Source organism: Micromonospora marina, from assembly GCF_900091565.1.
GTDB lineage: Bacteria > Actinomycetota > Actinomycetes > Mycobacteriales > Micromonosporaceae > Micromonospora > Micromonospora marina.
In genome coordinates, this window is sequence record NZ_FMCV01000020.1 from 39943 (window position 1) to 63546 (window position 23604).

Annotated in this window: 24 protein-coding genes and 1 pseudogene; 20 read left to right on the forward strand and 5 right to left on the reverse strand. The window is 73.1% G+C overall.

Going from position 1 to position 23604, the window contains the following annotated elements; translation table 11 throughout:
• Positions 1-57 precede the first annotated feature (57 nt).
• The 9 genes and pseudogenes from nadD (at position 58) to GA0070215_RS20975 (ending at position 7901) form a co-directional block, all read left to right on the forward strand.
• Positions 58-654 (forward strand): nicotinate-nucleotide adenylyltransferase, encoded by a 597-nt coding sequence (nadD, locus tag GA0070215_RS20935; RefSeq protein WP_018787303.1) that lies wholly within the window; start codon positions 58-60, stop codon positions 652-654.
• 110 nt (positions 655-764) lie between these two features.
• The gene (gene rsfS / locus GA0070215_RS20940) at positions 765-1169 is read left to right on the forward strand and encodes a ribosome silencing factor (RefSeq protein ID WP_018787304.1); all 405 of its coding nucleotides are present in this window, start codon (positions 765-767) and stop codon (positions 1167-1169) included.
• Positions 1166-1795 carry a histidine phosphatase family protein gene (locus GA0070215_RS20945; RefSeq protein WP_091048857.1) on the forward strand — a complete coding sequence of 210 codons (630 nt, stop codon included), beginning with the start codon at positions 1166-1168 and terminating at the stop codon, positions 1793-1795. Before rsfS ends, GA0070215_RS20945 begins: the two co-directional genes overlap by 4 nt.
• Before the next feature lie 48 nt (positions 1796-1843).
• A complete protein-coding gene (locus GA0070215_RS20950) occupies positions 1844-2698 on the forward strand; it encodes a DegV family protein (protein ID WP_091048971.1) in 855 nt (284 codons plus the stop codon).
• A gap of 9 nt (positions 2699-2707) precedes the next feature.
• Positions 2708-2815 (forward strand): annotated as a pseudogene (locus GA0070215_RS20955) (short-chain dehydrogenase); the annotation flags it as partial.
• 144 nt (positions 2816-2959) lie between these two features.
• Entirely contained in the window at positions 2960-3883 is a 924-nt protein-coding gene (locus GA0070215_RS20960) for a ComEA family DNA-binding protein (protein WP_091048861.1), read from the forward strand.
• Positions 3884-3906: 23 nt separating this feature from the next.
• A complete protein-coding gene (locus GA0070215_RS20965; protein ID WP_091048975.1) occupies positions 3907-6306 on the forward strand; it encodes a ComEC/Rec2 family competence protein in 2400 nt (799 codons plus the stop codon).
• A gap of 120 nt (positions 6307-6426) precedes the next feature.
• The gene (gene holA, locus GA0070215_RS20970; protein WP_026268340.1) at positions 6427-7407 is read left to right on the forward strand and encodes a DNA polymerase III subunit delta; all 981 of its coding nucleotides are present in this window, start codon (positions 6427-6429) and stop codon (positions 7405-7407) included.
• Complete coding sequence (locus tag GA0070215_RS20975; RefSeq protein WP_026268341.1) at positions 7404-7901, forward strand: hypothetical protein; 498 nt, start codon at positions 7404-7406, stop codon at positions 7899-7901. Before holA ends, GA0070215_RS20975 begins: the two co-directional genes overlap by 4 nt.
• A gap of 285 nt (positions 7902-8186) precedes the next feature.
• Here the strand turns inward: GA0070215_RS20975 and rpsT are convergent, their stop codons facing one another.
• Together rpsT and GA0070215_RS20985 are read right to left on the reverse strand one after the other, a co-directional pair.
• Positions 8187-8453, reverse strand: a complete 267-nt coding sequence (gene rpsT / locus GA0070215_RS20980) for a 30S ribosomal protein S20 (RefSeq protein WP_091048864.1) — start codon at positions 8451-8453, stop codon at positions 8187-8189.
• Positions 8454-8667: 214 nt separating this feature from the next.
• Positions 8668-9744, reverse strand: a complete 1077-nt coding sequence (locus tag GA0070215_RS20985) for a phosphotransferase (RefSeq protein ID WP_018787317.1) — start codon at positions 9742-9744, stop codon at positions 8668-8670.
• On the opposite strand from GA0070215_RS20985, the gene GA0070215_RS20990 reads away from it, so the two are divergent.
• The 7 genes from GA0070215_RS20990 (at position 9743) to GA0070215_RS21020 (ending at position 16636) form a co-directional block, all read left to right on the forward strand.
• Positions 9743-10279, forward strand: coding sequence for a DUF4240 domain-containing protein (locus GA0070215_RS20990; protein ID WP_018787318.1), 537 nt, complete (start codon positions 9743-9745; stop codon positions 10277-10279). The genes GA0070215_RS20985 and GA0070215_RS20990 overlap by 2 nt on opposite strands.
• Before the next feature lie 106 nt (positions 10280-10385).
• Positions 10386-12263 carry a translation elongation factor 4 gene (gene lepA / locus GA0070215_RS20995; RefSeq protein ID WP_018787319.1) on the forward strand — a complete coding sequence of 626 codons (1878 nt, stop codon included), beginning with the start codon at positions 10386-10388 and terminating at the stop codon, positions 12261-12263.
• A 219-nt stretch (positions 12264-12482) separates the two neighbouring features.
• Entirely contained in the window at positions 12483-12770 is a 288-nt protein-coding gene (locus GA0070215_RS21000; protein WP_018787320.1) for a GlsB/YeaQ/YmgE family stress response membrane protein, read from the forward strand.
• A 253-nt stretch (positions 12771-13023) separates the two neighbouring features.
• A complete protein-coding gene (locus GA0070215_RS21005; RefSeq protein WP_030503112.1) occupies positions 13024-13308 on the forward strand; it encodes a GlsB/YeaQ/YmgE family stress response membrane protein in 285 nt (94 codons plus the stop codon).
• A 222-nt stretch (positions 13309-13530) separates the two neighbouring features.
• Complete coding sequence (locus GA0070215_RS21010; protein ID WP_018787321.1) at positions 13531-14823, forward strand: sugar ABC transporter substrate-binding protein; 1293 nt, start codon at positions 13531-13533, stop codon at positions 14821-14823.
• Positions 14820-15806 carry a carbohydrate ABC transporter permease gene (locus tag GA0070215_RS21015; protein WP_018787322.1) on the forward strand — a complete coding sequence of 329 codons (987 nt, stop codon included), beginning with the start codon at positions 14820-14822 and terminating at the stop codon, positions 15804-15806. Before GA0070215_RS21010 ends, GA0070215_RS21015 begins: the two co-directional genes overlap by 4 nt.
• The gene (locus GA0070215_RS21020) at positions 15803-16636 is read left to right on the forward strand and encodes a carbohydrate ABC transporter permease (RefSeq protein ID WP_018787323.1); all 834 of its coding nucleotides are present in this window, start codon (positions 15803-15805) and stop codon (positions 16634-16636) included. Before GA0070215_RS21015 ends, GA0070215_RS21020 begins: the two co-directional genes overlap by 4 nt.
• A 26-nt stretch (positions 16637-16662) precedes the next feature.
• Here GA0070215_RS21020 and GA0070215_RS21025 read toward each other — a convergent pair whose 3' ends face one another.
• Both GA0070215_RS21025 and GA0070215_RS21030 read right to left on the reverse strand, forming a co-directional pair.
• Positions 16663-17523, reverse strand: coding sequence for a hypothetical protein (locus GA0070215_RS21025; protein WP_208600390.1), 861 nt, complete (start codon positions 17521-17523; stop codon positions 16663-16665).
• Between the two features lie 111 nt (positions 17524-17634).
• A complete protein-coding gene (locus GA0070215_RS21030; RefSeq protein ID WP_026268344.1) occupies positions 17635-18420 on the reverse strand; it encodes an enoyl-CoA hydratase-related protein in 786 nt (261 codons plus the stop codon).
• 19 nt (positions 18421-18439) lie between these two features.
• Between GA0070215_RS21030 and hemW the strand changes: the two genes are divergently transcribed.
• Complete coding sequence (gene hemW / locus GA0070215_RS21035) at positions 18440-19663, forward strand: radical SAM family heme chaperone HemW (RefSeq protein WP_208600391.1); 1224 nt, start codon at positions 18440-18442, stop codon at positions 19661-19663.
• 39 nt (positions 19664-19702) lie between these two features.
• Here the strand turns inward: hemW and GA0070215_RS21040 are convergent, their stop codons facing one another.
• Complete coding sequence (locus tag GA0070215_RS21040; protein WP_081635977.1) at positions 19703-20338, reverse strand: DUF4870 domain-containing protein; 636 nt, start codon at positions 20336-20338, stop codon at positions 19703-19705.
• A 231-nt stretch (positions 20339-20569) separates the two neighbouring features.
• Between GA0070215_RS21040 and hrcA the strand changes: the two genes are divergently transcribed.
• From hrcA to GA0070215_RS21055, 3 genes are all read left to right on the forward strand, one after another.
• Complete coding sequence (gene hrcA / locus GA0070215_RS21045) at positions 20570-21592, forward strand: heat-inducible transcriptional repressor HrcA (RefSeq protein ID WP_018787328.1); 1023 nt, start codon at positions 20570-20572, stop codon at positions 21590-21592.
• 73 nt (positions 21593-21665) lie between these two features.
• Positions 21666-22811 carry a molecular chaperone DnaJ gene (dnaJ, locus tag GA0070215_RS21050; RefSeq protein WP_018787329.1) on the forward strand — a complete coding sequence of 382 codons (1146 nt, stop codon included), beginning with the start codon at positions 21666-21668 and terminating at the stop codon, positions 22809-22811.
• Position 22812: 1 nt separating this feature from the next.
• On the forward strand, positions 22813-23547 hold the full coding sequence (locus GA0070215_RS21055; RefSeq protein WP_091048872.1) for a 16S rRNA (uracil(1498)-N(3))-methyltransferase: 735 nt from the start codon (positions 22813-22815) through the stop codon (positions 23545-23547).
• The last annotated feature ends 57 nt before the right edge of the window (positions 23548-23604 follow it).

Genomic DNA, 23604 nt, shown 5'->3' on the forward strand with positions numbered 1-23604 from the left:
CGCCCGGCGTGGCCGACCCCGCCCGGGCCTGTCCGGGGCGCGGCCTACGATCGCGGGGTGGAGGAAGACATCCGGCGGGTCGGCATCATGGGCGGCACGTTCGACCCGATCCACCACGGGCACCTGGTGGCGGCGAGCGAGGTGGCCGACCGGTTCGGTCTGGACGAGGTCGTGTTCGTGCCGACCGGGCAGCCGTGGCAGAAGGCGGAGGAAGCGGTCACCCCGGCCGAGGACCGTTACCTCATGACGGTGATCGCCACCGCCTCCAACCCGCGTTTCCAGGTGAGCCGGGTCGACATCGACCGCGGCGGTCCCACCTACACCGTCGACACGCTGCGCGACCTGCACGCCGAGTACGGCCCGAAGGCGCAGCTCTTCTTCATCACCGGCGCGGACGCCCTGGAGCGCATCCTCTCCTGGAAGGACCTGGACGACGCGCTCGAACTGGCCCATTTCATCGGCGTGACGCGGCCCGGCTTCGAACTCACCGACAAGCACCTCCCGGCCGACTCGGTGAGCCTGGTGCAGGTGCCCGCGATGGCCATCTCGTCGACCGACTGCCGCGCGCGCGTCGCCCGGGGGGAGCCGGTGTGGTATCTGGTGCCCGACGGTGTGGTGCAGTACATCGCGAAACGGCGTCTCTACCAGCGGTGATACGCCCACTTACGTCCCGGTTGATACCTGAAATCGACCAGAACTGACAAGTCGCCGCACCGCCGGGTGTGAGAGGCTTGGAGGGTCGCACGGTTGATCGAAGGAGAACGGTGACAGTTTCCGAACGCGCGCACGAGCTGGCGATGGCCGCCGCCCAGGCCGCGGCCGACAAGAAGGCACAGGACATCGTCATCATCGACGTGGGCGACCAGCTCGCGATCACCGACGCGTTCCTGCTGGCCGCCGCTCCGAACGAGCGTCAGGTGCTCGCCATCGTCGACGCCATCGAGGAGCGCCTGCTGGAGCTGCCGGACAAGGCCAAGCCGGTGCGCCGCGAGGGCGAGCGGGGCGGCCGCTGGGTGCTGCTCGACTACGTCGACATCGTGGTCCACGTCCAGCACACCGAGGAGCGCGAGTTCTACGCCCTCGACCGGCTCTGGAAGGACTGCCCGCAGATCCCGTTCACCGATCGCGACCTGGCCGACTCGGCCGCCGGCACCGCCACCGCCGAATGACCCGCCTGATCGTCTGGCGGCACGGCAACACCGACTGGAACGCCGCGAGCCGGGTCCAGGGCCAGACCGACGTGCCGCTCAACGACCTCGGCCGCGAGCAGGCCCGGGCCGCCGCTCCGGTGCTCGCCGCGCTGCGCCCGGACGCGCTCGTCGCCAGCGACCTGCGCCGCGCCGCCGACACCGCCGCCGCGCTCGCGGCGCTGACCGGGCTGCCGGTCCGCGCCGACGCCCGGCTGCGCGAACGGCACTTCGGCCAGTGGCAGGGCCTCACCCTGACCGAGGTGGCCGAGCGCCACCCCGACGAGTACGCCCGCTGGCGGGCCGGCGACCCCGACCCCGGTGCCGGCATCGAGCCTCTGCCCGACCTGGGTGAGCGACTCGGCGCCGCGTTCCAGGCCGCCGCCGACCTCGCCGTCGGCGGCACGGTCGTGGTGACCACCCACGGCGGCGGCGCCCGGCAGGGCGTCGGGCACCTGCTCGGCTGGGACCACACGGTGCTGCGCAGCCTCGGTTCGCTGGCGAACTGCCACTGGACCGAACTGCGCCACGACGACGTCCGGGGCTGGCACCTGCGCGCGCACAACGTCGGCCTGATCGCCCAGCCGGCGCTCACCGAGGCGGTCTGACACCTCCGGACCCGGCGCGTCACAGCGCCATCGGCTAGCGTGCCGGTCATGCCCGTCGCGGTCGTCACCGACTCCACCGCCTACCTGCCCCCCGACCTGGTCCGCGCACGCGGGTTCACGGTCGTTCCGCTCACCGTCGTCCTCAACGGCGCGGAAGGGCTGGAGGGCGTCGAGACCTCCCCGGCCGACGCCACCCGCGCGCTGAGCGGCCGGCGGGTCTCGGTGAGCACGTCCCGGCCCGCGCCGGAACAGTTCGCGCAGGTCTACCGCACGCTGCTCGCCGAGGGCGCCGACGGCGTGGTGTCGGTGCACCTGTCCGCCGAGCTGTCCGGCACCGTCGAGGCCGCCCGGCTGGCCGCCGCCGAGGTCGGCGACGACCGGGTCACGGTGGTCGACAGCCGATCCACCGGCATGGGCCTCGGTTTCCCGGCGCTCGCCGCCGCCGCGGCCGCCGCGCAGGGCGCCGACCTGACCGGGGTACGCGACGCGGCGCTGGACGCGGTCGCCCGGACAACCATCTACTTCTACGTCGACACGCTGGAGTTCCTGCGCCGGGGCGGCCGGATCAACGCGGCCGAGGCACTGCTCGGCACCGCCCTCTCGGTCAAGCCGATCATGCACATGCCCGATGGTGCGATCGTGGTGAAGGACAAGGTCCGGACCGCGAGCCGGGGCGTGGCACGCCTGGTCGACCTCGCCGTCGAGGCGGCCGGCGACGGGCCTGTGGACCTCGGCGTGCACCACCTCGCCGCGCCGCAGCGGGCCGAGCAGTTGCTGGCGGCGCTGACCGAGCGCCTGGGCGACCGCCTGCACGACACGTACGTCACCGAGGCCGGAGCCGTCGTCGCCGCCCACGCCGGGCCCGGGCTGGCATGCGTGGTGGTCCACCGCCGCACTCCCTAGGGTGGCCGGATGAGCCCACTGTCGTACGTCGTCACCGGCGGCGGGCGGGCCGTCGTCGAACGGCTGGCCGCCGCCGGCGGCATGGTGGTCGTGGTCGAGCGGGATGCCGGCGCGGTGGACTGGCTGGCCCGGCATCCAGTCACCGGTCGGCTTTAGCACAGTCAGGGCTTGATCGGGATCCTGTCCACAGTGCTTGCGTCGTCCACAGGTGAGAGTTCACCGGCCGACGGGTGACGAGCCGTCGCCGTAGCGTCCCGAGCCGTGCCAGACGACGAGGAGACGACGGTACGGCGGCGGCTCGCCCGGCTGTTCGGAGGCGCGGACACGGAAGCTGCCGTCCCGCCAGTCACCGACGTCCGGGCGGCCGCGTCGCAGCGGTGGCCCCCGCCTTCGCCGCCCGAGCAGGGTGCCGGGCTGCGCGCCGGCTTCCCGGAGCGGGAGCACCGGTTCGCTCCCGAGCCGGCCCGCGCCGAGCCGGACGCCGGAGTCCACGATGCTCCGGCAACCGAGCGGGGGCTCGCGTCGCGGCTCCCCGGCCCCGGGGCGTTCGATCCCGGTCGCCGGGGCGTGCGCGCGCTCGCGGCGGTGGCCGCGGTGGTGGTCGTGGTGGCCGCCGTCTGGGCGTGGCGCGCGCGTCCCAGCGCCGAGCCGGTCCAGCCGGTCGCGGCGTCCGCCGAGGCGCCGGTGAGCACGGCGACCGAAGCGGTACCCGGGGTGCCCGTGCCGGCGGGCTCACCCGGTCAGGTGGTCGTCGCGCTGGCCGGCAAGGTCCGGCGTCCCGGCCTGGTCCGCCTCCCGGCCGGCGCGCGGGTGGCCGACGCGATCGAGGCGGCGGGCGGTGCGCTGCCCGGCGTCGACGTGGCGCTGCTCAACCCCGCCCGCAAGGTCACCGACGGGGAGCTGATCCTGGTCGGTGTCACCGCCCCACCCGGTCAGGCCGTGCCCGGACCGGCGACCGGTGGCGGTGCGCCCGGTGGTTCGGCGGCGCCCGCCGGACCGGTCAACCTCAACACCGCGACGCTCGCCCAGCTCGACGCGCTGCCGGGCGTCGGCCCGGTGCTCGCCCAGCGGATCCTCGACCACCGGGACCGCAACGGCGGATTCCGGTCCGTGTCCGACCTGCGCCAGGTCGACGGCATCGGCGACGCCCGGTACGAGCAGCTCAAGGAACTGGTGACGGTGTGAACCGCCGTGGATCGCGACCGGCCCTGGATGGTTCCCGCCCGGTCGACGGAGACGCGGCCCAGCGCGACGCGCCCGACTTGCGGCTGGCCGGGCTGGCGGTGGCCGCCTGGCTCGCCGCGCTGGCCGGGCTGCACCTCAGCGCCCGGGCGAGCGTGTGGTTGGCCGCCGTCGCCGCTGCGCTCGCCCTGCTCGCGGGCCTGCACCTGGGCGGGGTGCTGGGCCGCCGGCCGGGTGCGGTGGCCCGTCGCTACGGCTGGATCGCGGTCGCCGTGCTGCTCGGCGTGCTCTGCGGGGCGGCGGCCACCGGGGCCCGGGTCGCGGTCCGCGACGCCGCCCCGGTCCGCGCGCTCGTCACCGACCGAGCCCCGGTCACCGCCGAGCTGGTGCTCCGAGACGACCCCCGTGCGATTCGCGGCGCGCCCGGCCGTCCGCCGATGCTGCTGGTCCGGGTGGATCTGATCCGGCTCACCGGATCCGGCGGCACCCGGGTCACCGGCCCGGTACGCGCGCTGGTGCTCGCCACCGACCCGTCCTGGCGTCCACTGCTGCCGGGGCAGCGGGTCACCAGCCGGGGACGGCTGTCCGCCCCGCGCGGCGGCGACCTGACCGCCGCCGTGCTCTCCACCGCCGACCCGCCCACGCTGCGCGGCGACGCGTCGTGGCCGCAACGGGCCGCGGGCGTGCTGCGCGCCGGGCTGCAACGGGCCTGCGAACCGCTGCCCGACGCGCCGGGCGGGCTGCTGCCGGGTCTGGTGGTGGGCGACACCAGCCGGCTGCTGCCGGAGGTGGAGGAGGACTTCCGGGCCACCGGGATGACCCACCTCAACGCGGTGTCCGGCTCCAACGTGGCGATCGTCGTGGGGGCGGTGCTGCTGCTGGCCCGCTGGGCGCGCGCCGGTCCGCGTACCGCCGCCGTGCTCTGCGTCCTCGCGCTCGTCGGGTTCGTCATCCTGGTGCGACCCTCGCCGAGCGTGGTGCGTGCCGCAGCGATGGGCGCGATCGGGCTCGCCGCGCTCGCCGCCGGGCGGTCCCGGTCGGCGCTGCCCGCGCTCGCCGCCGCCGTCACCGGTCTGGTGCTGTACGACCCGGAGCTCGCGGGCGACCCGGGTTTCGCGTTGTCGGTCTGCGCCACCGGGGGACTGCTGCTGCTCGCGCCCGGCTGGCGGGACGCGTTGCGGCGCCGGGGCGTACCGGCCGGGCTGGCCGAGGCGCTCGCGGTGCCGGCGGCCGCGCAACTGGCCTGCGGCCCGGTGATCGCCGGCCTATCCGCGACGGTGAGCCTGGTGGCGGTGCCGGCGAACCTTCTTGCGGTGCCGGCCGTCGCGCCGGCCACTGTGCTCGGCGTGCTGGCGGCGGTGCTGTCGCCGCTGTGGCCGGGCGGTGCGGAGTTCCTGGCCTGGCTGGCGAGCTGGCCGGCGCGCTGGCTGGTGGCGGTGGCCGGATACGGGGCGGACCTGCCGGCCGGGAACCTGCCGTGGGCGGGCGGGGCGGCCGGGGCGCTGCTGCTGGCCGCGGTGAGCGTGGCGCTGCTGCTCGCCTTCCAGCGGCGCCGGGCGCGGCGGCTGATCGCTGTCGTCGCGGTGGCGGTGGTGCTGGGCGCGGTGCCGGTACGACTGCTCGCCTCCGGCTGGCCGCCGCGCGGCTGGGTGGTGGTGGCGTGCGCGGTGGGGCAGGGGGACGCGGTGGTGCTGCCGGTCGCCGCCGGCCGGGCCGTGGTGGTCGACGCCGGCCCGGAACCGTCAGGCGTGGACGCCTGCCTACGCCGCCTCCGGGTACGTGAGGTGCCGCTGCTGGTGGTCAGTCACTTCCACGTCGACCACGTCGGCGGGGTGTCCGGGGTGTTCCGGGGCCGGCGGGTGGGTGCTGTGGTGGGCCCGTCCTGGTCCGAGCCGCCCTACGGGGCCGCCCAGGTACGCGAGGCGGCCCGTCGGGCGGGTACGCCGGTGGCTCCGGTGCAGGCGGGGTGGCGGTGGCGGGCGGGCGCGGTGGACCTGGACGCGGTCGGGCCGCCGTACCCGCTGCGGGGCAGCCGGTCCGACCCGAACAACAACTCGCTGGTGCTGGCCGCCACCGTGGACGGGGTACGCATCCTGCTGACCGGGGACGCCGAGACGGAGGAGCAGCGGGCGATGCTGGAGACGACGCCGGCCGCCCGGATCCGGGCCGACGTGCTGAAGGTGGCCCACCACGGGTCGGCGTACCAGGATCCGGAGTTCCTGGCCGCGGTGCGTCCGGCGGTGGCGCTCGTCTGCGTGGGCGTCGGCAACGACTACGGGCACCCCGACGCCGGGCTGCTGGATCGGCTGAGCCGGGGCGGCGCGCGGGTGTCGCGTACCGACACCGACGGGGACATCGCAGCGGTCCGGGTGGGTGGCGGGCTCGCGGTGGTGAAGCGGGGCGCCGAGGCGGGACGGCCACGCTGAGGGGGAATCTTGTCAGAGTAAAAAGGGGATCAAGTCAAATGTCTGGATTTGCGCTGTCTGCGGGCTGCGCCGTCACAGTCCCCGATGAGCAGGCCCGGCCGGGTCGGAGGGCGTGCGAGTATGGGCGACGTGACCCCCGCCGACCTGCCTCCTATTGTGCTCGTCCTGGGCGACGAGGAGCTGCTCGCCACGCGAGCGGTCACCGAAGCCGTCGCCCGGGCCCGCGAGGTCGACCCCGACGTGGACGTGCGGGAATACCAGGCCGGCACGCTCACCGTCGGCGAGATCGCCGAGATGCTCAGCCCGTCGCTGTTCGGCGGTCGCCGGGTGCTCGTGCTCCGCTCCGGTCAGGACGCCCGCAAGGACCTGTCCACCGCGCTGCTCGGGTACGCGAAGAATCCCGACCCGGACGTGCAACTCGTGGTGCTGCACCTGGGTGGGGCCAAGGGCAAGGCGTTCGCGGACGGCCTGCGGGCGGCGGGCGCCACAGTGGTGCCGGCGGTGAAGCTCAAGGGCGACCGGGAGCGGTCCGCCTTCGTTCGGGACGAGATCCGCCGCCACGGTGGCAAGTGCACGCCCGACGCGGCCGACGCCCTGGTCGCGGCCGTCGGCAACGACATGCGTGAGCTGGCTGCCGCCTGCTCGCAGCTGGTCGCCGACACCGACGGGCGGATCGGCGCGGACACCGTCGCCCGTTACTACCGGGGACGGGCCGAGGTGACCGGCTTCACCGTCGCCGACGCGACGATGGTCGGTGACGTGCCCGGCGCGCTGGAGGCGCTGCGGTGGGCGCTGCACGTCGGCGTCGACCCGGTGCCGATCGCCGACGCGCTGGCCGACGGCGTGCGGACCGTGGCCCGGGTCGCCGCCGCCGGCCGGGGCAACGCGTTCCAGCTGGCCAAGACGCTCGGCATGCCGGCCTGGAAGATCGAGAAGGCTCAGGTACGCGCCCGGGGCTGGACGCCCGAGGGCCTGGTCGAGGCGATGCGGGTGGCCGCCGAGTGCAACGCGGCGGTCAAGGGCGGTGCCGACGACCGGGCGTACGCGCTGGAGCGGGCCGTGTTCTCGGTGGCCGCGGCCCGGCAGGGCGGCGCCCGGTGACCCGAGCGTGGTCGACGGTGGCCACGGACGAGGAGCGGTACCGCCCGCTCTACGCCCGGGTGCTGGGGCTGCGCTTCGTCAACCCGGGTGGGGTGCTCTGCTTCCTCTTCTTCGAGGGCGCGGTGGCGCTGGCCGTGCTGCTCGCGCTCGCCGAACTGGTGAGCTGGTGGGCGGTGCTGGTGCTGCCGGTCGCGGTCGCGGCGATGGTCAAGCTCAACGACGTGGTGGCCGAGATGGTCGTCCGCACCGCCGCGCAGGTGCCCGAGCAGGAACGGGACCGCTTCCGCCGGCAGATGGAGCCGGTGATCGGGCGGGCCCGGGTGCCGGCGAGCGCCCGCGTGTCGCCGGGCGGGGCGGCGAGCATCGGGTCGCTGCCGGGCGGCGCGTCACCGGCGAGCTCCGGTGCGCTGCACGGCGGCGCGACCGCCGATTCCCGGGGCGTCCGCTACCACCATCCCCAACGCGCGACGTTCGACCGCCCGAACGAGCGATAGCCGCAGCCACCGGGCGGCGCTCTTCCGCCGGACGCCCCGCGCTACGCCCTCCGAACACCCGCGCTCTCCCGCCGGCGCCGTCGCCGACCGACCGTGGCGCGATCACCCCGCAGATCTTGGTACGAAACGGCCCCCGTAGGGGCCGAAATCTTCCACGATCTCCGCGGCGCACCCGCGCCGCGCACCACGCCCCGCATTCCGATGGTGCAAGGGGGGGAGTACGGACAGGCGGAAGCCCCGTGGGCACAATGGCCCCGGGGCTTCCGGTGGGATCTGTGGCGCTGGTCAGGCAGAGAACGAGGCGACGCGCTTGGCGATCGCCGACTTCCGGTTGGCCGCCTGGTTCGAGTGGATGACACCCTTGCTGGCAGCCTTGTCCAGCTTGCGGGTGGCCTCACGCATGAGCACGGTGGCCTTCTCGGTGTCGCCGGCCTCGGCAGACACGAGGAACTTCCGGATGGCGGTCTTCAGCGACGACTTGACCGACTTGTTACGCAGCCGGCGCTTCTCGTTCTGCCGGTTGCGCTTGATCTGGGACTTGATGTTCGCCACGCGACAGCCTCGTCTTGATAGCTCGGGTTGGTCTGCTTTCGCGCACGACGAGCATGCGTCATCGCCGCGCGAAAAGCCAGGCTACCAGGTCGGCCCCGGACGAGCCAAAACGCCTCCGCCCGGCCCCATCCAGCCTGGTCGAGCGCGTGCCACTTCGGGGAGGTGGTGAGGTCAGGGCCCGTGGGATGCCGCCATCTCGCCGAACTGGTGTGGATCAGGGGGAAGGGGCGGGGCGTGCCCAGGACCAGCCCCGGCGCTCGGCCAGCCAGCCGAGTGCCTGCTCCCCGCTCCAGCGCTGGTGGGCGCGCAGGTGCGGGGAGGCGTTGGACGGCCCGGCCTCGGCGCCGGTCAGGAAGTACCCGGCCAGCGCGGCGAGCGTCACGTCCAGCGCGTCAGCGGGCGCCCCGGCCGCCGCCGGGTGCCCCGCGAACGCGGCGTCCGCGTCGAGGCCGCTGGCGTACGCGGTGAGCAGCAGCCCGGCCAGGTCGAACCAGGCCGGCCCGTGGCAGAGCCAGGGCCAGTCGCACAGCCAGGCCCGCCCGCCGGAGTCGATCAGGAGGTTGTCCACCCGCAGGTCGCCGTGGGTCAGGCCGGGAGCGGCGTCGGCGTACCCGGGCAGGCGCGACTCCAGCGCGACCAGCTCGGCCAGTGGGGCGCCGGCGGCCTGCTCGGGCAGCGGCTCCCGTCCGGCGGCCACCTCGCCCCACCAGAGGATGTCGTCGCGGGCCAGGTCGGCGAGGCGGGGGAGCCGGAGCGCGGCCAGTTCCGCGGGCGCGGTGGCGAGCGCGGCGGCCACCTCGGCGTACGCGGCGAGGGCGGCGTCCAGCTCGGCCGGCGCCCAGGGCAGGCGGGGGGTGTGCCCGTCGATGGCGTCGAGCGCGAGCGCGTACCAGCCGGACTCGGTGAGCGCCCAGCGCGGCCGGGGCACCGGCAGCCCGGCCGGGAGCCGGGCCAGGATCGCCGCCTCGTGGGCGTACCAGTCGACCAGGTGCCGCTGCCCGTTCAGTGCCGCCGCCTTGACGAACGCCCGCTCCCCGGCAGGGCCGGTCAGTACGGCGGCGAAGCCGCTGGTGAAGCCGCCACCCGCCACCCGTACCGCCGCTGGTGGACCGCCGATCCGGGCGGCGAGCGCGTCGCGCAGCCCGGCCGGCAGGTCGGCCCAGCCGGGCCGGACGGCCGTCGACCCGTAAGGAACGGGCGGTAGGGAGATCGCGCGCACCGCACCATGCTGCCGCACCGGCGGCGCGCGGCGAACCGGCGCGTCGGTGGGCTCTGCCAGACTGCCTGCCATGAGGACCGACGAGTTCTGGCAGTTGATCGACGAGGCCCGCGCCGGCGCCGGGGGAGAGCCCGACGCGGTCGCCGCCCGGGCGGTCGCGCTGCTGGCCGAGCGCGACCCGGAGGAGATCGTCGGATACGCCCACCACCAGCGGCGGGTGCTCGCCGCCTCCTACCGGGTCGACCTGTGGGGCGCGGCGTACCTGATCAACGGCGGCGCCTCGGACGACGGCTTCGAGTACTTCCGGGGCTGGCTGATGACCCAGGGCCGGGCGGTGTTCGCCCGGACGGTCGGCGACCCGGACTCGCTGGCCGAGCTGCCGCAGGTCCGGGCCGCCGCGCTCAGTGGCGAGGAGTTCGAGTGCGAGCGGATGCTCGGGGTGCCGTGGGACGCGTACCGCAAGGCCACCGCGTCCGACCTGCCGGCCGAGCGCGACCCGGTCCCGGTGCCCGACCTGAACGACTTCTGGGACTTCGACGACGAGGAGGAGGCCCGCCGCCGGCTGCCGAGGCTGGCCGCGCTGTTCGTCGAGCCACCCGTGGAATAGGCGTGGAGTGAAGGGGGAGCCCGGGCGCGCCCCGGGCGACGTGGGACCATGGAGGGGGCCGGCGGCGCGCCGGCCCGCTCACGTCAGCCGACCAGAACGGACCGCTGTGCCACCGACGCTCGATCCCGGCGCGAACGCTCCTGGTGCCACCGACCCGGCGCGCATCCGGAACTTCTGCATCATCGCCCACATCGACCACGGGAAGTCGACCCTGGCCGACCGGATGTTGCAGCTCACCGGTGTGGTCGATCCGCGGCAGATGCGCGCGCAGTACCTGGACCGGATGGACATCGAGCGCGAGCGCGGCATCACCATCAAGAGCCAGGCCGTGCGGATGCCGTGGACGATCCGCGAGGGCGACCGGGCCGGCGAGACCGCCGTGCTCAACATGATCGACACTCCGGGCCACGTGGACTTCACCTACGAGGTGTCCCGTTCGCTCGCCGCCTGCGAGGGCGCGATCCTGCTCGTCGACGCGGCGCAGGGCATCGAGGCGCAGACGCTCGCCAACCTCTACCTGGCGCTCGAGAACGACCTACACATCATCCCGGTGCTCAACAAGATCGACCTGCCGGCCGCCCAGCCGGAGAAGTACGCCGAGGAGTTGGCCCACCTGATCGGCGGCGACCCGGCGGACTGCATCAGGGTCTCCGGCAAGACCGGCGAGGGCGTGCCCTACCTCCTGGACGAGATCGTCCGGCAGTTCGTGCCGCCGGTGGGCGACGCCGAGGCGCCGGCTCGCGCGATGATCTTCGACTCGGTGTACGACGTGTACCGGGGCGTGGTCACGTACGTCCGGGTGATCGACGGCCGGATCTCCGCCCGGGACCGGATCAAGATGATGTCCACCGGCGCGGTCCACGAGCTGCTGGAGATCGGCGTCATCTCGCCGGAGATGGTGAAGGCCGACGCGCTCGGCGTCGGCGAGGTGGGCTACCTGATCACCGGCGTGAAGGATGTGCGGCAGTCCCGGGTCGGTGACACGGTCACCATCAACGGGCGGCCGGCGTCCGAGGCGCTCGGCGGCTACAAGGATCCGAAGCCGATGGTCTACTCGGGGCTCTACCCGATCGACGGCTCGGACTACCCGAACCTGCGTGAGGCGCTGGACAAGCTCAAGCTCAACGACGCGGCGCTCACGTACGAGCCGGAGACCTCCGGCGCGCTGGGCTTCGGCTTCCGCTGCGGCTTCCTCGGCCTGCTGCACCTGGAGATCATCCGGGAGCGGCTGGAGCGGGAGTTCAACCTCGATCTGATCTCCACCGCGCCGAACGTGGTCTACCGGGCCATTCAGGAGGACGGCGAGGAGGTCGTGGTCACCAACCCGAGCGAGTACCCGACCGGCAAGATCGCCGAGGTGTACGAGCCGACCGTCCGGGCCACCGTGCTGACCCCGAACGACTACGTCGGCGCGGTGATGGAGCTGTGCCAGGGGCGCCGCGGCAGCCTGCTCGGCATGGACTACCTCTCCGCCGACCGGGTGGAGCTGCGCTACACGCTGCCGCTGGCCGAGATCATCTTCGACTTCTTCGACCAGCTCAAGAGCCGCACCAAGGGTTACGCCTCGCTCGACTACGAGCCCTCCGGCGAGCAGGCGTCCGACCTGGTCAAGGTCGACATCCTGTTGCACGGCGAGCCGGTCGACGCGTTCAGCGCGATCGTGCACAAGGACAAGGCGTACACGTACGGCACGACGATCGCGGCGAAGCTGCGCTCGTTGATCCCGCGCCAGCAGTTCGAGGTGCCGATCCAGGCGGCCATCGGCAGCCGGGTCATCGCCCGGGAGACGATCCGCGCGATCCGCAAGGACGTGCTTGCCAAGTGCTACGGCGGTGACATCAGCCGTAAGCGCAAGCTGCTGGAGAAGCAGAAGGAGGGCAAGAAGCGGATGAAGATGGTGGGCCGGGTGGAGGTCCCTCAGGAGGCGTTCATCGCGGCGCTGTCGTCCGACTCCGGCGACACCAAGTCGCCCGGCAAGAAGTAGCGGCAAGGCTCCACGCACCGGCCGGCGTCCTCTCCAGGGCGCCGGCCGGTTCGCGTACCCAGGAATTTTTCAGCTGCCGGCAGCGCTCCCACCTGCGGGTTCGTCGCGGTCGGGGAGCGGCGGTCGATGCCGCCGGTTTCGGTTTTCGATGCGTCGGGCATTTAGCGGGCACGACAGCAACCGCACGGAACGTGCGAAATCGCTTGAGGAGGACCGACCGTGGAGTTCACCGTCTGGGGCATCATCACCGCGCTCGTCGTGGGTCTGATCGTCGGCGCGCTGGGCCGGCTGGTCGTACCGGGCCGGCAGAACATGCCGATGTGGCTGCACATGGTGATCGGCGTCGGCGCCGCGCTGCTGGGCACCGTCCTGGCCCGCGCGCTCGGCATCGCCACGCAGACCGCCGGTATCGACTGGGCCGAGCTGGCCGTGCAGGTCGTGCTCGCGGCCATCGGTGTGGCCCTGGTGGCCGGCGTCGGCCGCCGCCGCGGCGTCGCGCATCACTGATCGACGTACCACGCGCCTCGACGGGCGCCCGGCCGATGCGGCCGGGTGCCCGTCGGTGTATTCGGCGCATTGAGCCCCGTCGGTGCGCCGGGCTGGCCCGCCGCGCCGGGTTTCGGGGAGAAGCAGCAGCTCAGGGTACGCCTGAACAATTCGTCATCGGAGTCGGTTTGGATTTCCGGGCGGTCGGGAACTTAGCGATCACGACAGTAACCACACAGGAATGTGTGACCCGATCTTAAGGAGGAGGGCGACCATGGAGCTCACCGTTTGGGGCATCATCACGGCGCTGGTCGTTGGTCTGATCGTCGGCGCGCTGGGCCGGCTGGTCGTGCCGGGCCGGCAGAACATGCCGATGTGGCTGCACATGCTGATCGGCGTCGGCGCCGCGCTTCTGGGCACCATCGTCGCCCGGGCCTCCGGCTTCGCCGAGACCGCCGGCATCGACTGGCGCGAGCTGATGCTGCAGGTGCTGTTCGCCGCGATCGGCGTGGCCCTGGTGGCCGGTGTCGGCCGCCGTCGCGGCGTCTCGCGCTACTGACCCCGCACCACGCGCCTCGACGGGCGCCCGGCCTCACCGGCCGGGCGCCCGTCGGCGTATGTGTGCCCTGAGCTGCCCGGACGGCGTCGATGCCGGCCGGGCCTCAGGCTGCGATACGGTCGCCTGTGCCTCCGCCACGAACTCCCCCTGTTGTAAAGGAAATTTTCCTACTAAGGTGCGGCAGAGAAGGTTAGTGCCAAACGGCCCTGAGGGAGATATGGCGTGAACAGGTGGAAGCGGCTGGCTCCGGTCACCGCCATCGTGGCGTCGGCCGCGTTGGTGCTGACCGCGTGCGGTGGCTCCGGCGACGACGACAAGGCCGCCGACAACAGCAAGCTCACTGTGTGGATGATGGGTGAGGGCGGCGACGCCCAGACCACGTTCCTCGACAGCGTCGAGGCGGAGTTCAAGAAGAAGCACCCCGAGACCGACGTCGTGGTGCAGTACATTCCCTGGCTCGAGGCGCCGAAGAAGTTCCAGGCCGCGCTCGCCGGCGGGGAGGGCCCGGACGTCACCGAGCTGGGCAACACCGAGACCCAGGGCTGGGCCGCGCAGGAGGCCCTGGCCGACGTCTCGGACAAGTTCAACGGCTGGTCCGAGGGCAAGGACATCCTGCCCGACCTGGTCAAGAACGCCCAGCTCGACGGCAAGCAGTACGGCGTGCCGTGGTACGCCGGCGTCCGCGCCGTCTACTACCGCACCGACTGGTTCGCCGAGGCGGGCGTCAAGCCGCCGACGAACTGGGACGAGATGATCGCCGCCGCGAAGGCCGTGCAGGCCAAGAAGCCCGGCACCTACGGCATCGCCCTGCCCGGCAACTCCGAGCTGCCGTTCTACTCCTTCCTCTGGGGTGCCGGCGGGGAGATCGCCACCAAGGAGGGCGACAGCTGGAAGTCCGGCTACAACACCCCCGAGGCGCAGAAGGCGGTCAAGTTCTGGACCGACCTGGTGACCGTGCACAAGGTCGCCCCGCCCGCCGCCGCCGGGTGGAACGAGGTCGACGCCCGCACCCAGTTCGCCACCGGTAAGGCCGCCATGGCGTTCGCCGGTAGCTGGCAGGGTGGCGCGATGAAGAAGGACAACCCCGACATCGAGAAGGTGTGGGGCACGTTCCCGATCCCCGGCCCGGACGGCAAGCCCGCCCCGGCGTTCGCCGGCGGCTCCGACATCGCCATCTGGAAGGACAGCGAGCGGCAGGCGCTGGCCTGGGACTACATGACAGTGCTGCTGAGCAAGCAGAAGGACAAGGAGTTCGCCAGCAGCCTCGGCTTCTTCCCGGTCTACCAGGACCTGGTGAGCAGCGGCGACTACGCCAACGACAAGGTGATGGCCGCGTTCGCCACCGCCATCCAGAACACGAAGCTGACCCCGCTCACCCCGAAGTGGGTCGAGGTCAGCCGGACCAAGACGGTGACCCAGGCGATGAACAGCTCGGTCATCAAGGGCCAGAAGACGGTCGAGAAGGCAACCGCCGACGCGGCCACCGAGATGGAAGGCATTTTGAACAGCAAGTGAGCCTACTGACAAAGAGCCCCGGCGAGGCCGCCGCGCGGGAGACCCCCGCGCGGCGGCGCCGTCGCCGGGTGGACCACCTTCCGTATCTGCTCCTGCTGCCCTGCCTGGCGATCATCGCCGTGTTGCTGCTCTGGCCCCTCGGCCAGGTCGTGTGGATGTCCTTCCACAAGCTGGACAGCGTCCGGCAGCTGCGCGGCGACCGCGAGTGGCCGTGGGTCGGCCTGGCCAACTACGCCCAGATCCTCGGCGACCCGTTCTTCCGTACGGTGCTGCGCAACACCGTGCTGTTCGCGCTCGCCAACGTGGCGCTCACGATGATCCTCGGCACGCTGGTCGGGCTGCTGCTCAACCGCCTGGGCAAGAAGATGGTCACGTTCGTGGCGAGCTGCGTGATGCTCGCCTGGGCCACCCCGGCACTGACCGGCACGATCGTCTGGAAGTGGATCTTCGACGACACGAGCGGCCTGGTCACCTGGCTGTTCAACAAGCTTCCGGACGGGCTCTCCACGGCCCTGTTCGGGCGCAGCGACTGGACCGGGTACGGCTGGTTCAACGATCCGCTGCTGTTCTTCGCCATCCTGACGCTCGTGGTGGTCTGGCACTCGTTCCCGTTCATCGCGGTGAGCGTCCTGGCCGGGCTCAAGAGCGTACCGACGGAGCTGCAGGAGGCGGCCCGGGTCGACGGCGCCGGGCCGTGGAAGGTCTTCTGGAAGGTCACGTTCCCGATGCTGCGGCCGGTCTTCGGCATCCTCGTGGTGCTCTCCACGATCTGGGACTTCAAGGTCTTCACCCAGCAGTTCGTGCTGGCCGGCGGCACCCAGGACCGGACGACGTTCATGCTGTCGATCTACTCGTACGCGGAGGCGTTCTCGCCGCCGCCCAAGTACGGCCTCGGCTCGGCCATCGCGGTCATCCTCACCGTGATCCTGCTCGTGGTGACCGCCCTGTACGTCCGCATGGTGCTGAAGCAGGAGGACGAATGACGAAGAAGATCGCCCTCAACGGCGCGGGTCTGCTGGTGGCGCTCTTCGCCGCCTTCCCGGTCTACTGGATGGTGGCGACCTCACTGAAGCCCAACCGGGAGATCTTCTCGTCCACCCCCCGGCCGGTGCCGGCGGAGCCGACGCTGGAGCACTACCGGGAGATCCTCACCGGCAACCTGATCCCGGGCGTCACGTTCGCCGACTTCTTCCTTAACAGCGTGCTCGTCGCGCTCGCGACGGTGCTGCTGAGCGGGCTGGTCGCGCTGCTCGCCGCGACCGCCGTGGCCCGGTTCCGGTTCAAGCTGCGCACCACGTTCCTGATCATGCTGCTGGTGGTGCAGATGATCCCGCTGGAGGCGCTGGTCATCCCGCTGTTCCTGATGATCCAGCGGCTCGGCCTCTACAACACGCTGCCCAGCCTGATCCTCACGTACCTCGGCTTCTCGCTGCCGTTCGCGGTCTGGATGCTGCGCGGATTCGTCGCCGCGGTGCCCAAGGAACTGGAGGAGGCCGCCGCCATCGACGGCGCCAGCCGGGCCCAGACGTTCCGCAAGGTGCTGTTCCCGCTCGTCGCGCCCGGCCTGGTCGCCACCAGCATCTTCTCGTTCATCACCGCCTGGAACGAGCTGATCTTCGCCTTGACCTTCATCAACGACCAGCAGAAGTACACGCTGCCGGTGGCGATGACGTTCTTCTTCGGCCGGGACGACACCGCCTGGGGCTCGGTGATGGCCGCGTCCACGCTGTTCACCCTGCCGGTGATCGTCTTCTTTCTGCTGGTACAGCGCCGGATGGTCTCCGGTCTGGTGGCGGGAGCGGTCAAGGGCTGACCCGGTGCGGGCCGACCCGGCGGCCGTCAGGCCGCGGCGAACACCTCGGCCCGCACCTCGGTGGCCGGGTCGCCCTTCACCCGGGCCCAGGAGCCCTGCTCGGCGGTCCACTCCAGGTTGCCGAAGCGGACCCTCTTCACGCCGTGGTCGTCGGCGTGCGAGACCAGCCAGTGCGCGTACCGCCAGCCGTTGCGGTCGCCGCCGGCCGGCACGGTGAGCGCGGTCAGGTCCGTCGCCGTGGGCAGCCGGGGCAGCCCCCAGTCCAGCGACAGGCTCTCCAGCACGGCGCTCGCGGCGGCCGGCCCCCGCATCGTCGGCGGTGAGGAGACGGTGCAGGCCACCGCGCCGGTCGCGTGGCCGAGCAGCGCCCGGGTGAGGACCTCCGACTCGTCCGCCCACTTCTCGTACGCCTCGGGGAACGCCGACCGCTGCACCCGCTGGGCGGCGTCGGTGACCCGCATCCGCTCCCAGCCCTTCACCTTCTTCAGCGCGGCGTAGAACTTGTTCGCCGCGTACCGCGGGTCCTGGACCTGCTCCGGGGTGCCCCAGCCCTGGCTCGGGCGCTGCTGGAACAGGCCGAGCGAGTCGCGGTCGCCGTGGGCGATGTTGCGCAGGTGCGACTCCTGGTACGCGGTCGCCAGCGCCACCACCACCGCGCGGTCGGGCATCCGGCGCTGCATGCCGATGGCCGCGATGGTGGCCGCGTTCGCCATCTGGTCGGCACCGAGCACCACCTCGCCGTCCGCCTGCACGGTGCAGGTCCGGCTGGACAGGGGGAGCCGCAGGTGCTCACCGAACTGTTTGGTCACGACGTAGACCGCGAGCAGTGCCAGCACGCACACCGCCACCCCAGATGCCACGATCGCCGCTCGCGTCCGCACCCGCACCCCCTGTCCCGACAGTCCGACAAGCGTACTTCCCACCCGCACCGGCGGGTCTCGGCCGACCGGCGGGCCCCACGTCGGCCGGAGCGGCTCCGGCGGGGCCGGCCGCGCACCTCATTCCCCGGCGGGCACCCAGGCGGCGGGACGCTTCTCCCGGAACGCCAGCACGCCCTCGCGCCCCTCGTCGGAGAGGAAGTACCCGGTGGACAGCGCGGCCAACTCGCCGATCTCGCCCCGCAGGTCGGTACCGGCGGGCCGGCGCAGCAGCTCCTTCGCCCCGGCCAGCGCCCCCGGCGCGCCCTTGACCAGCGAGGCGCAGTAGCGCCCGACGGCGGCGTCCAGCTCGTCGCCGGGCACCGCGGCGGTGACCAGGCCGATCTCGGCGGCCCGGCGGCCGTCGAACGTGTCGCCGGTCAGGTACAGCTCGGCGGCGGCCCGCTGGCCCAGCCGGGGCAGCACGGTCGCCGAGATCACCGCCGGGATCACCCCGATCCGCACCTCGGTGAACGCGAACGTCGCCTCCTGCGCGCAGACCGCCAGGTCGGCGGCGGCGATCAGGCCCAGCCCGCCGGCCCGGGCCGGCCCGGCGATCTTCGCGACCACCGGCTTCGGGCACTCCCGCACCGCCACCAGCACGTCGCCGAGCATCCCGGCGGGCACGGTGCCGCTGGCGTACGCGGCGGCGGTCTCCTTCAGGTCGGCGCCGGAGCAGAAGACCGGGCCGGTGTGGTCGAGCACGATCGCGCGGACGGCGTCGTCGGCGACCGCGTCGGCCAGCCCGGCCAGCAGCTCGGTCATCAGGGGCGTGGAGAGCGCGTTGCGGTTGTGCGGGCTGTCCAGGGTGAGGGTGGTCACCCCACGGGCCGTGGCGACTCGCACGAGAGCGTCCGGAGAGGTCATGCCGGGCACACTAGTGGCCATGCCCGGCGTCCTTCCAGAAGGCGAACCCGTCCCGCGCGACGGATCGCTGCCCGCCACCGCCACTCGCGCCGTCGGTGCCCGCGGCTTCGGCGTGTACGTCCACGTGCCGTTCTGTGCCAGCCGGTGCGGTTACTGCGACTTCAACACTTACACCGCTTCGGAACTGGGTGGCGGGGCGAGCCGGGAGACGTACGCCGACTCGGTGCTGGCGGAGCTGGCGCTGGCCGCCCGGGTGCTGGGCGACTCGCCGCCGCCCCGGGTCGACACCGTCTTCGTCGGCGGTGGCACGCCCACCCTGCTGCCCGCCGACGATCTGGCCCGGATCCTCGACGGCATCGACCGCGTCTGGGGGCTGGCCGCCGACGCCGAGGTGACCACCGAGGCCAACCCCGAGTCGGTGAGCCCGGAGTCGCTCAAGACGCTGCGGGCGGCCGGCTACACCCGGATCTCGCTGGGCATGCAGTCCGCCGCGCCGGGGGTGCTCGCGGTGCTCGACCGGCGGCACAGCGCGGGCCGGGCCACCGCCGCCGCCCTGGAGGCGCGTGACGCCGGGTTCGCGCACGTGAACCTGGACCTGATCTACGGCACGCCGGGCGAGACGGCTGAGGACTTCGCCGCCTCGCTGGCCCAGGTGGTCGACGCGGGCGTGGACCACGTCAGCGCGTACGCCCTGATCGTGGAGGACGGCACCCGGCTGGCCGCGCGGATGCGCCGGGGGGAGCTGCCGTACCCCTCCGACGACGTGGCGGCGGACCGCTACCTGGCCGCGGAGGCCGTGCTCGGCGCGGCCGGGTTCTCCTGGTACGAGGTGTCGAACTGGGCCCGTTCGGCGGCGGCGGCGTGCCGGCACAACCTGCTCTACTGGACCGGCGCCGACTGGTGGGGTCTGGGCCCGGGGGCGCACAGCCACGTCGGCGGCGTGCGGTGGTGGAACGTGAAGCACCCGAGCGCGTACGCGGCGCGGCTGGCCGAGGGCGCCTCGCCCGCGCTGGCCCGGGAGCAGCTCACCCCGGACGAGCAGCACATGGAGGACGTGATGCTGCGGGTGCGGCTCGCCTCCGGGCTGCCGCTGGACGTGCTGGACGCCGCCGGCCGGGCGGGCGCCGAGCGGGCCCGCGACGCCGGGCTGCTCGACGCCGGGGCGTACGCGCGGGGGCTGGTGGTGCTGACGCTGCGCGGCCGGCTGCTGGCCGACGCGGTGGTACGCGACCTGCTGCCGTGACCGGGGCCGGCCGGCCGCCCCCTCGGCCGGCCGGCGGTGTCACTTGACGAAGTTGTAGGTCAACGGGTAGCGGTACAGCACACCCTCGTTGGCCTTGATCCCGCCGATGATCCCGAAGATCAGCGGCACCAGCCAGACCAGCATCGGGACGAAGAACAGGATCCCGCAGCTGATGACCGTGATCACCCAGGCGAGCACGCTGGCGACGGTCCAGGTGATCTGGAAGTTCAGCGCCGCGACCGCGTGCGCGCGGACCGTCGGCGACTGCTGACCGCGGGTCATCAGCGCGATGAGCGGAGCGACCCAGCCGAGCAGGCCGCCGCCGACGATGACACCCGCGGCGCCGCCGAAGTGCGCCACCAGGGCCCACGTCTTCTCGTCGTTGTTGGCGTACGCGGCGGGACCGTACCCGCCACCGGCGCCGTAGCCCGGCGTGCCGCCCGGCGGGGGGTAACCACCGGGGGGCGGGTAGCCGCCCGGCGGAGGTTGTCCGCCCGGGGGCGGGTAGCCGCCCGGGGGCGGATAGTCACCGGGCGGGGGATAGCCGCCGGGGCCCGGCGCCCCGGACAGTGGAGCGGTGGGTGGTTCGTCGCCCGGCGACGAGCCGTAGGGGGCCGACGGGTCGGGCTGGGGGCCGGAGTCCCCCGACCCGGGAGGGCGAGGAGGTTCAGTCATGGTCGCCACGGTAGGTGCACCGGTCAACTCGCACCAGAGCGACACAGGCCGACGATGACCGGCTGTTCGGCCCTGGTGGGGCGCGGTGTGTGGTGGGCCGCACCGCAGGTCCGTCGGGCGATCATCGCGTCGGCGGGGGTGCCGACGTAGACTGGCACTCGCTACAGTCGAGTGCCAGCCGCCCGGCGGATGCCGCGTGCCGGCCGACCGAGGTGCGTCAGGAGGTGGGGAATGGGTCTCGACGACCGCAAACTCGCCGTGCTGCGCGCGATCGTCGAGGACTACGTCGCCACGCAGGAGCCGGTCGGCAGCAAGACGCTGGTCGAGCGGCACCAGCTCGGCGTCTCGCCGGCCACCGTGCGCAACGACATGGCGGTGCTGGAGGAGGAGGGCTACATCCGGCAGCCGCACACCAGCGCCGGCCGGGTGCCCACCGACCGCGGCTACCGCCTCTTCGTCGACCGGCTGTCCCGGATCAAGCCGCTCAGCCCGGCCGAGCGCCGGGCGATCGAGCGCTTCCTGGTCGGCGCCGTCGACCTGGACGACGTGGTGCACCGTACGGTCCGGCTGCTCGCCCAGCTCACCCGGCAGGTGGCGGTCGTGCAGTACCCGAGCCTGGCCCGCTCCAAGGTGCGTCACCTGGAGCTGGTGCCGATCTCCACCACCCGGCTCATGGTCGTGATGATCGCCGACACCGGCCGGGTCGAGCAGCGGCTGGTCGAGCTGCCCGCCCCGGTGCCCGCCGACGACGTGACCGACCTGCGCCGGCTGGTGAACGAGAAGCTCGTCGGCAGTCAGCTCGCCGAGACGCCGCCGCTGGTGCAGGCGCTCGTCGACGAGTCGGCGCCGCGCCTGCGCCCGGCCATGACCACGCTCTCCACCGTGCTGCTGGAGACGCTCGTGGAACGGCACGAGGAGCGCCTCGCGCTGGCCGGGCAGGCCAACCTCACCCGGGGTGGCCTGCTCGACTTCCAGGGTTCGCTGCGCCCCGTCCTGGAGGCGCTCGAAGAAGAGGTCGTGCTGCTCAAGCTGATCGGCGAGACCGAGCCGAGCACCACCCGGGTGCTCATCGGCGACGAGAACGAAGTCGACAACCTGCGGGCCGCCTCGGTGGTCAGCACCGGCTACGGACCGGGCAGCACCATCGTCGGCGGTCTCGGCGTGCTCGGGCCGACCCGGATGGACTACCCCGGCAATATCGCCATGGTGAGGGCCGTGGCACGCTACGTGGGCGAACTGCTGGCCCAGAACTGACCAGTCAGGGCCGACGGCCGGTTCCGGCCGACGACCGGAGCGACGCGAGACGAACATGAGGACACCTAACCCAGTGGCCAGGGACTACTACGGCATTCTCGGCGTGAGCCGGGACGCCTCCGACGACGAGATCAAGCGCGCCTACCGCAAGCTGGCGCGGCAGTTCCACCCGGACGTCAATCCGGACCCGGAGGCCCAGGAGAAGTTCAAGGACATCAACGCCGCGTACGAGGTCCTCTCGGACGACCGGAAGCGGCAGATCGTCGACCTCGGCGGCGACCCGCTCGCCCCGGGCGGCGGTGGCATGGGCGGTCCCGGGGGCCCGGGCGGCGCCGGTCCGTTCGTCGGCTTCCAGGACATCATGGACGCGTTCTTCGGCGGCGCCGCCGGCGGCAGCCGTGGGCCGCGCCCGCGCACCCGCCCCGGCGCGGACGCGATCCTGCGCCTGGAACTGGACCTCAACGAGACCGCGTTCGGCGTCGAGGCGCCGATCACCGTCGACACCGCAGTGCTCTGCACCACCTGCTCCGGCGCCGGCACCGCCGCCGGCACCCACCTGGCCACCTGCGAGGCGTGCGGCGGCCGGGGCGAGGTGCAGTCGGTGCAGCGGACGTTCCTCGGTCAGGTGGTCTCCGCCCGGCCGTGCACCGTCTGCCAGGGCTTCGGCACCACCATCCCGCACCCCTGCCCGACCTGCGCCGGTGACGGCCGGGTGCGCACCCGCCGTTCGCTGACCGTCAAGATCCCGGCCGGGGTCGAGGACGGCATGCGGATCCGCCTGGCCCAGCAGGGTGAGGTCGGCCCGGGTGGCGGCACCGCCGGTGACCTCTACGTCGAGATCCACGAGCGGCCGCACGACGTCTACTCCCGCAAGGGCGACGACCTGCACTGCCGGGTGACGGTGCCGATGACCGCCGCCGCGCTCGGCACCCGGCTGACCATCAAGGCGCTCGACAGCGAGGAGGTGGTCGACGTCAAGCCCGGCACCCAGCCCGGCAGCACGCTGCGGCTGCGCGCCCGGGGCGTACCGCACCTGCGCGGCACCGGACGGGGCGACCTCTACGTGCACCTGGACGTGCGTACCCCGACCAAGCTCGACGCCGACCAGGAGCGGATGCTGCGCGACTTCGCCAAGACGCGCGGCGAGGAGGTCGCCGAGCTGACCAAGCAGGGCGGCTTCTTCTCCCGGATGCGCGACGCCTTCAACGGGCACGCCTGAGGTGTCCGCGCCGCTGTTCCTGGTCGAAGCGCTGCCCACCGGTGACACGCTGACGCTCGACGGCCCGGAGGGCCACCACGCGGCCACCGTGCAGCGGCTGCGCGTCGGCGAGGAACTGGTGCTCGCCGACGGCCGGGGCGGCACGGCCGCCGCCGTGGTCACCGCCGCCGGCCGCGGCACGCTCGACCTGCGGGTCACCAGCCGGGGGTACGCGGACGCGCCGGTGCCCCGGCTGGTCGTGGTGCAGGGCATCGCCAAGGGCGACCGGGGCGAACTCGCCGTGCAGGCGGTGACCGAGGTCGGCGTGGACGAGATCGTGCCCTGGGCGGCGTCCCGCTCGGTGGCGCAGTGGCGTGGCGAGCGGGGCGAACGCGCCCGGCAGAAGTGGGTGGCCACCGCCCGGGAGGCGGCCAAGCAGGCCCGCCGCCCGTGGCTGCCCGTGGTGGCCGGCGCGCCGGACGAGTCCACCGCCTCGGTGGCCCGCCGGATCGCCGGGTCGGCCGGCGCGTTCGTGCTGCACGAGGGCGCACAGGACCGGCTGACCACAGTCGACCTGCCGGCCGCCGGGGAGATCGTGCTGGTGGTCGGCCCGGAGGGCGGCATCGCCGACCACGAGCTGGCCACCTTCGCCGACGCCGGAGCCCGGACGGTCCGCCTGGGCCCGTCGGTCCTGCGCACGTCGACGGCAGGAGTGGCCGCCCTGACAGTCCTGGCCACCCGCCTGACCCACTGGTAGCCCGCCGGCCCCTTCCGCGCTGATCTTGCAGTTTCGGCCCATGTTGTGCCGCTTTCG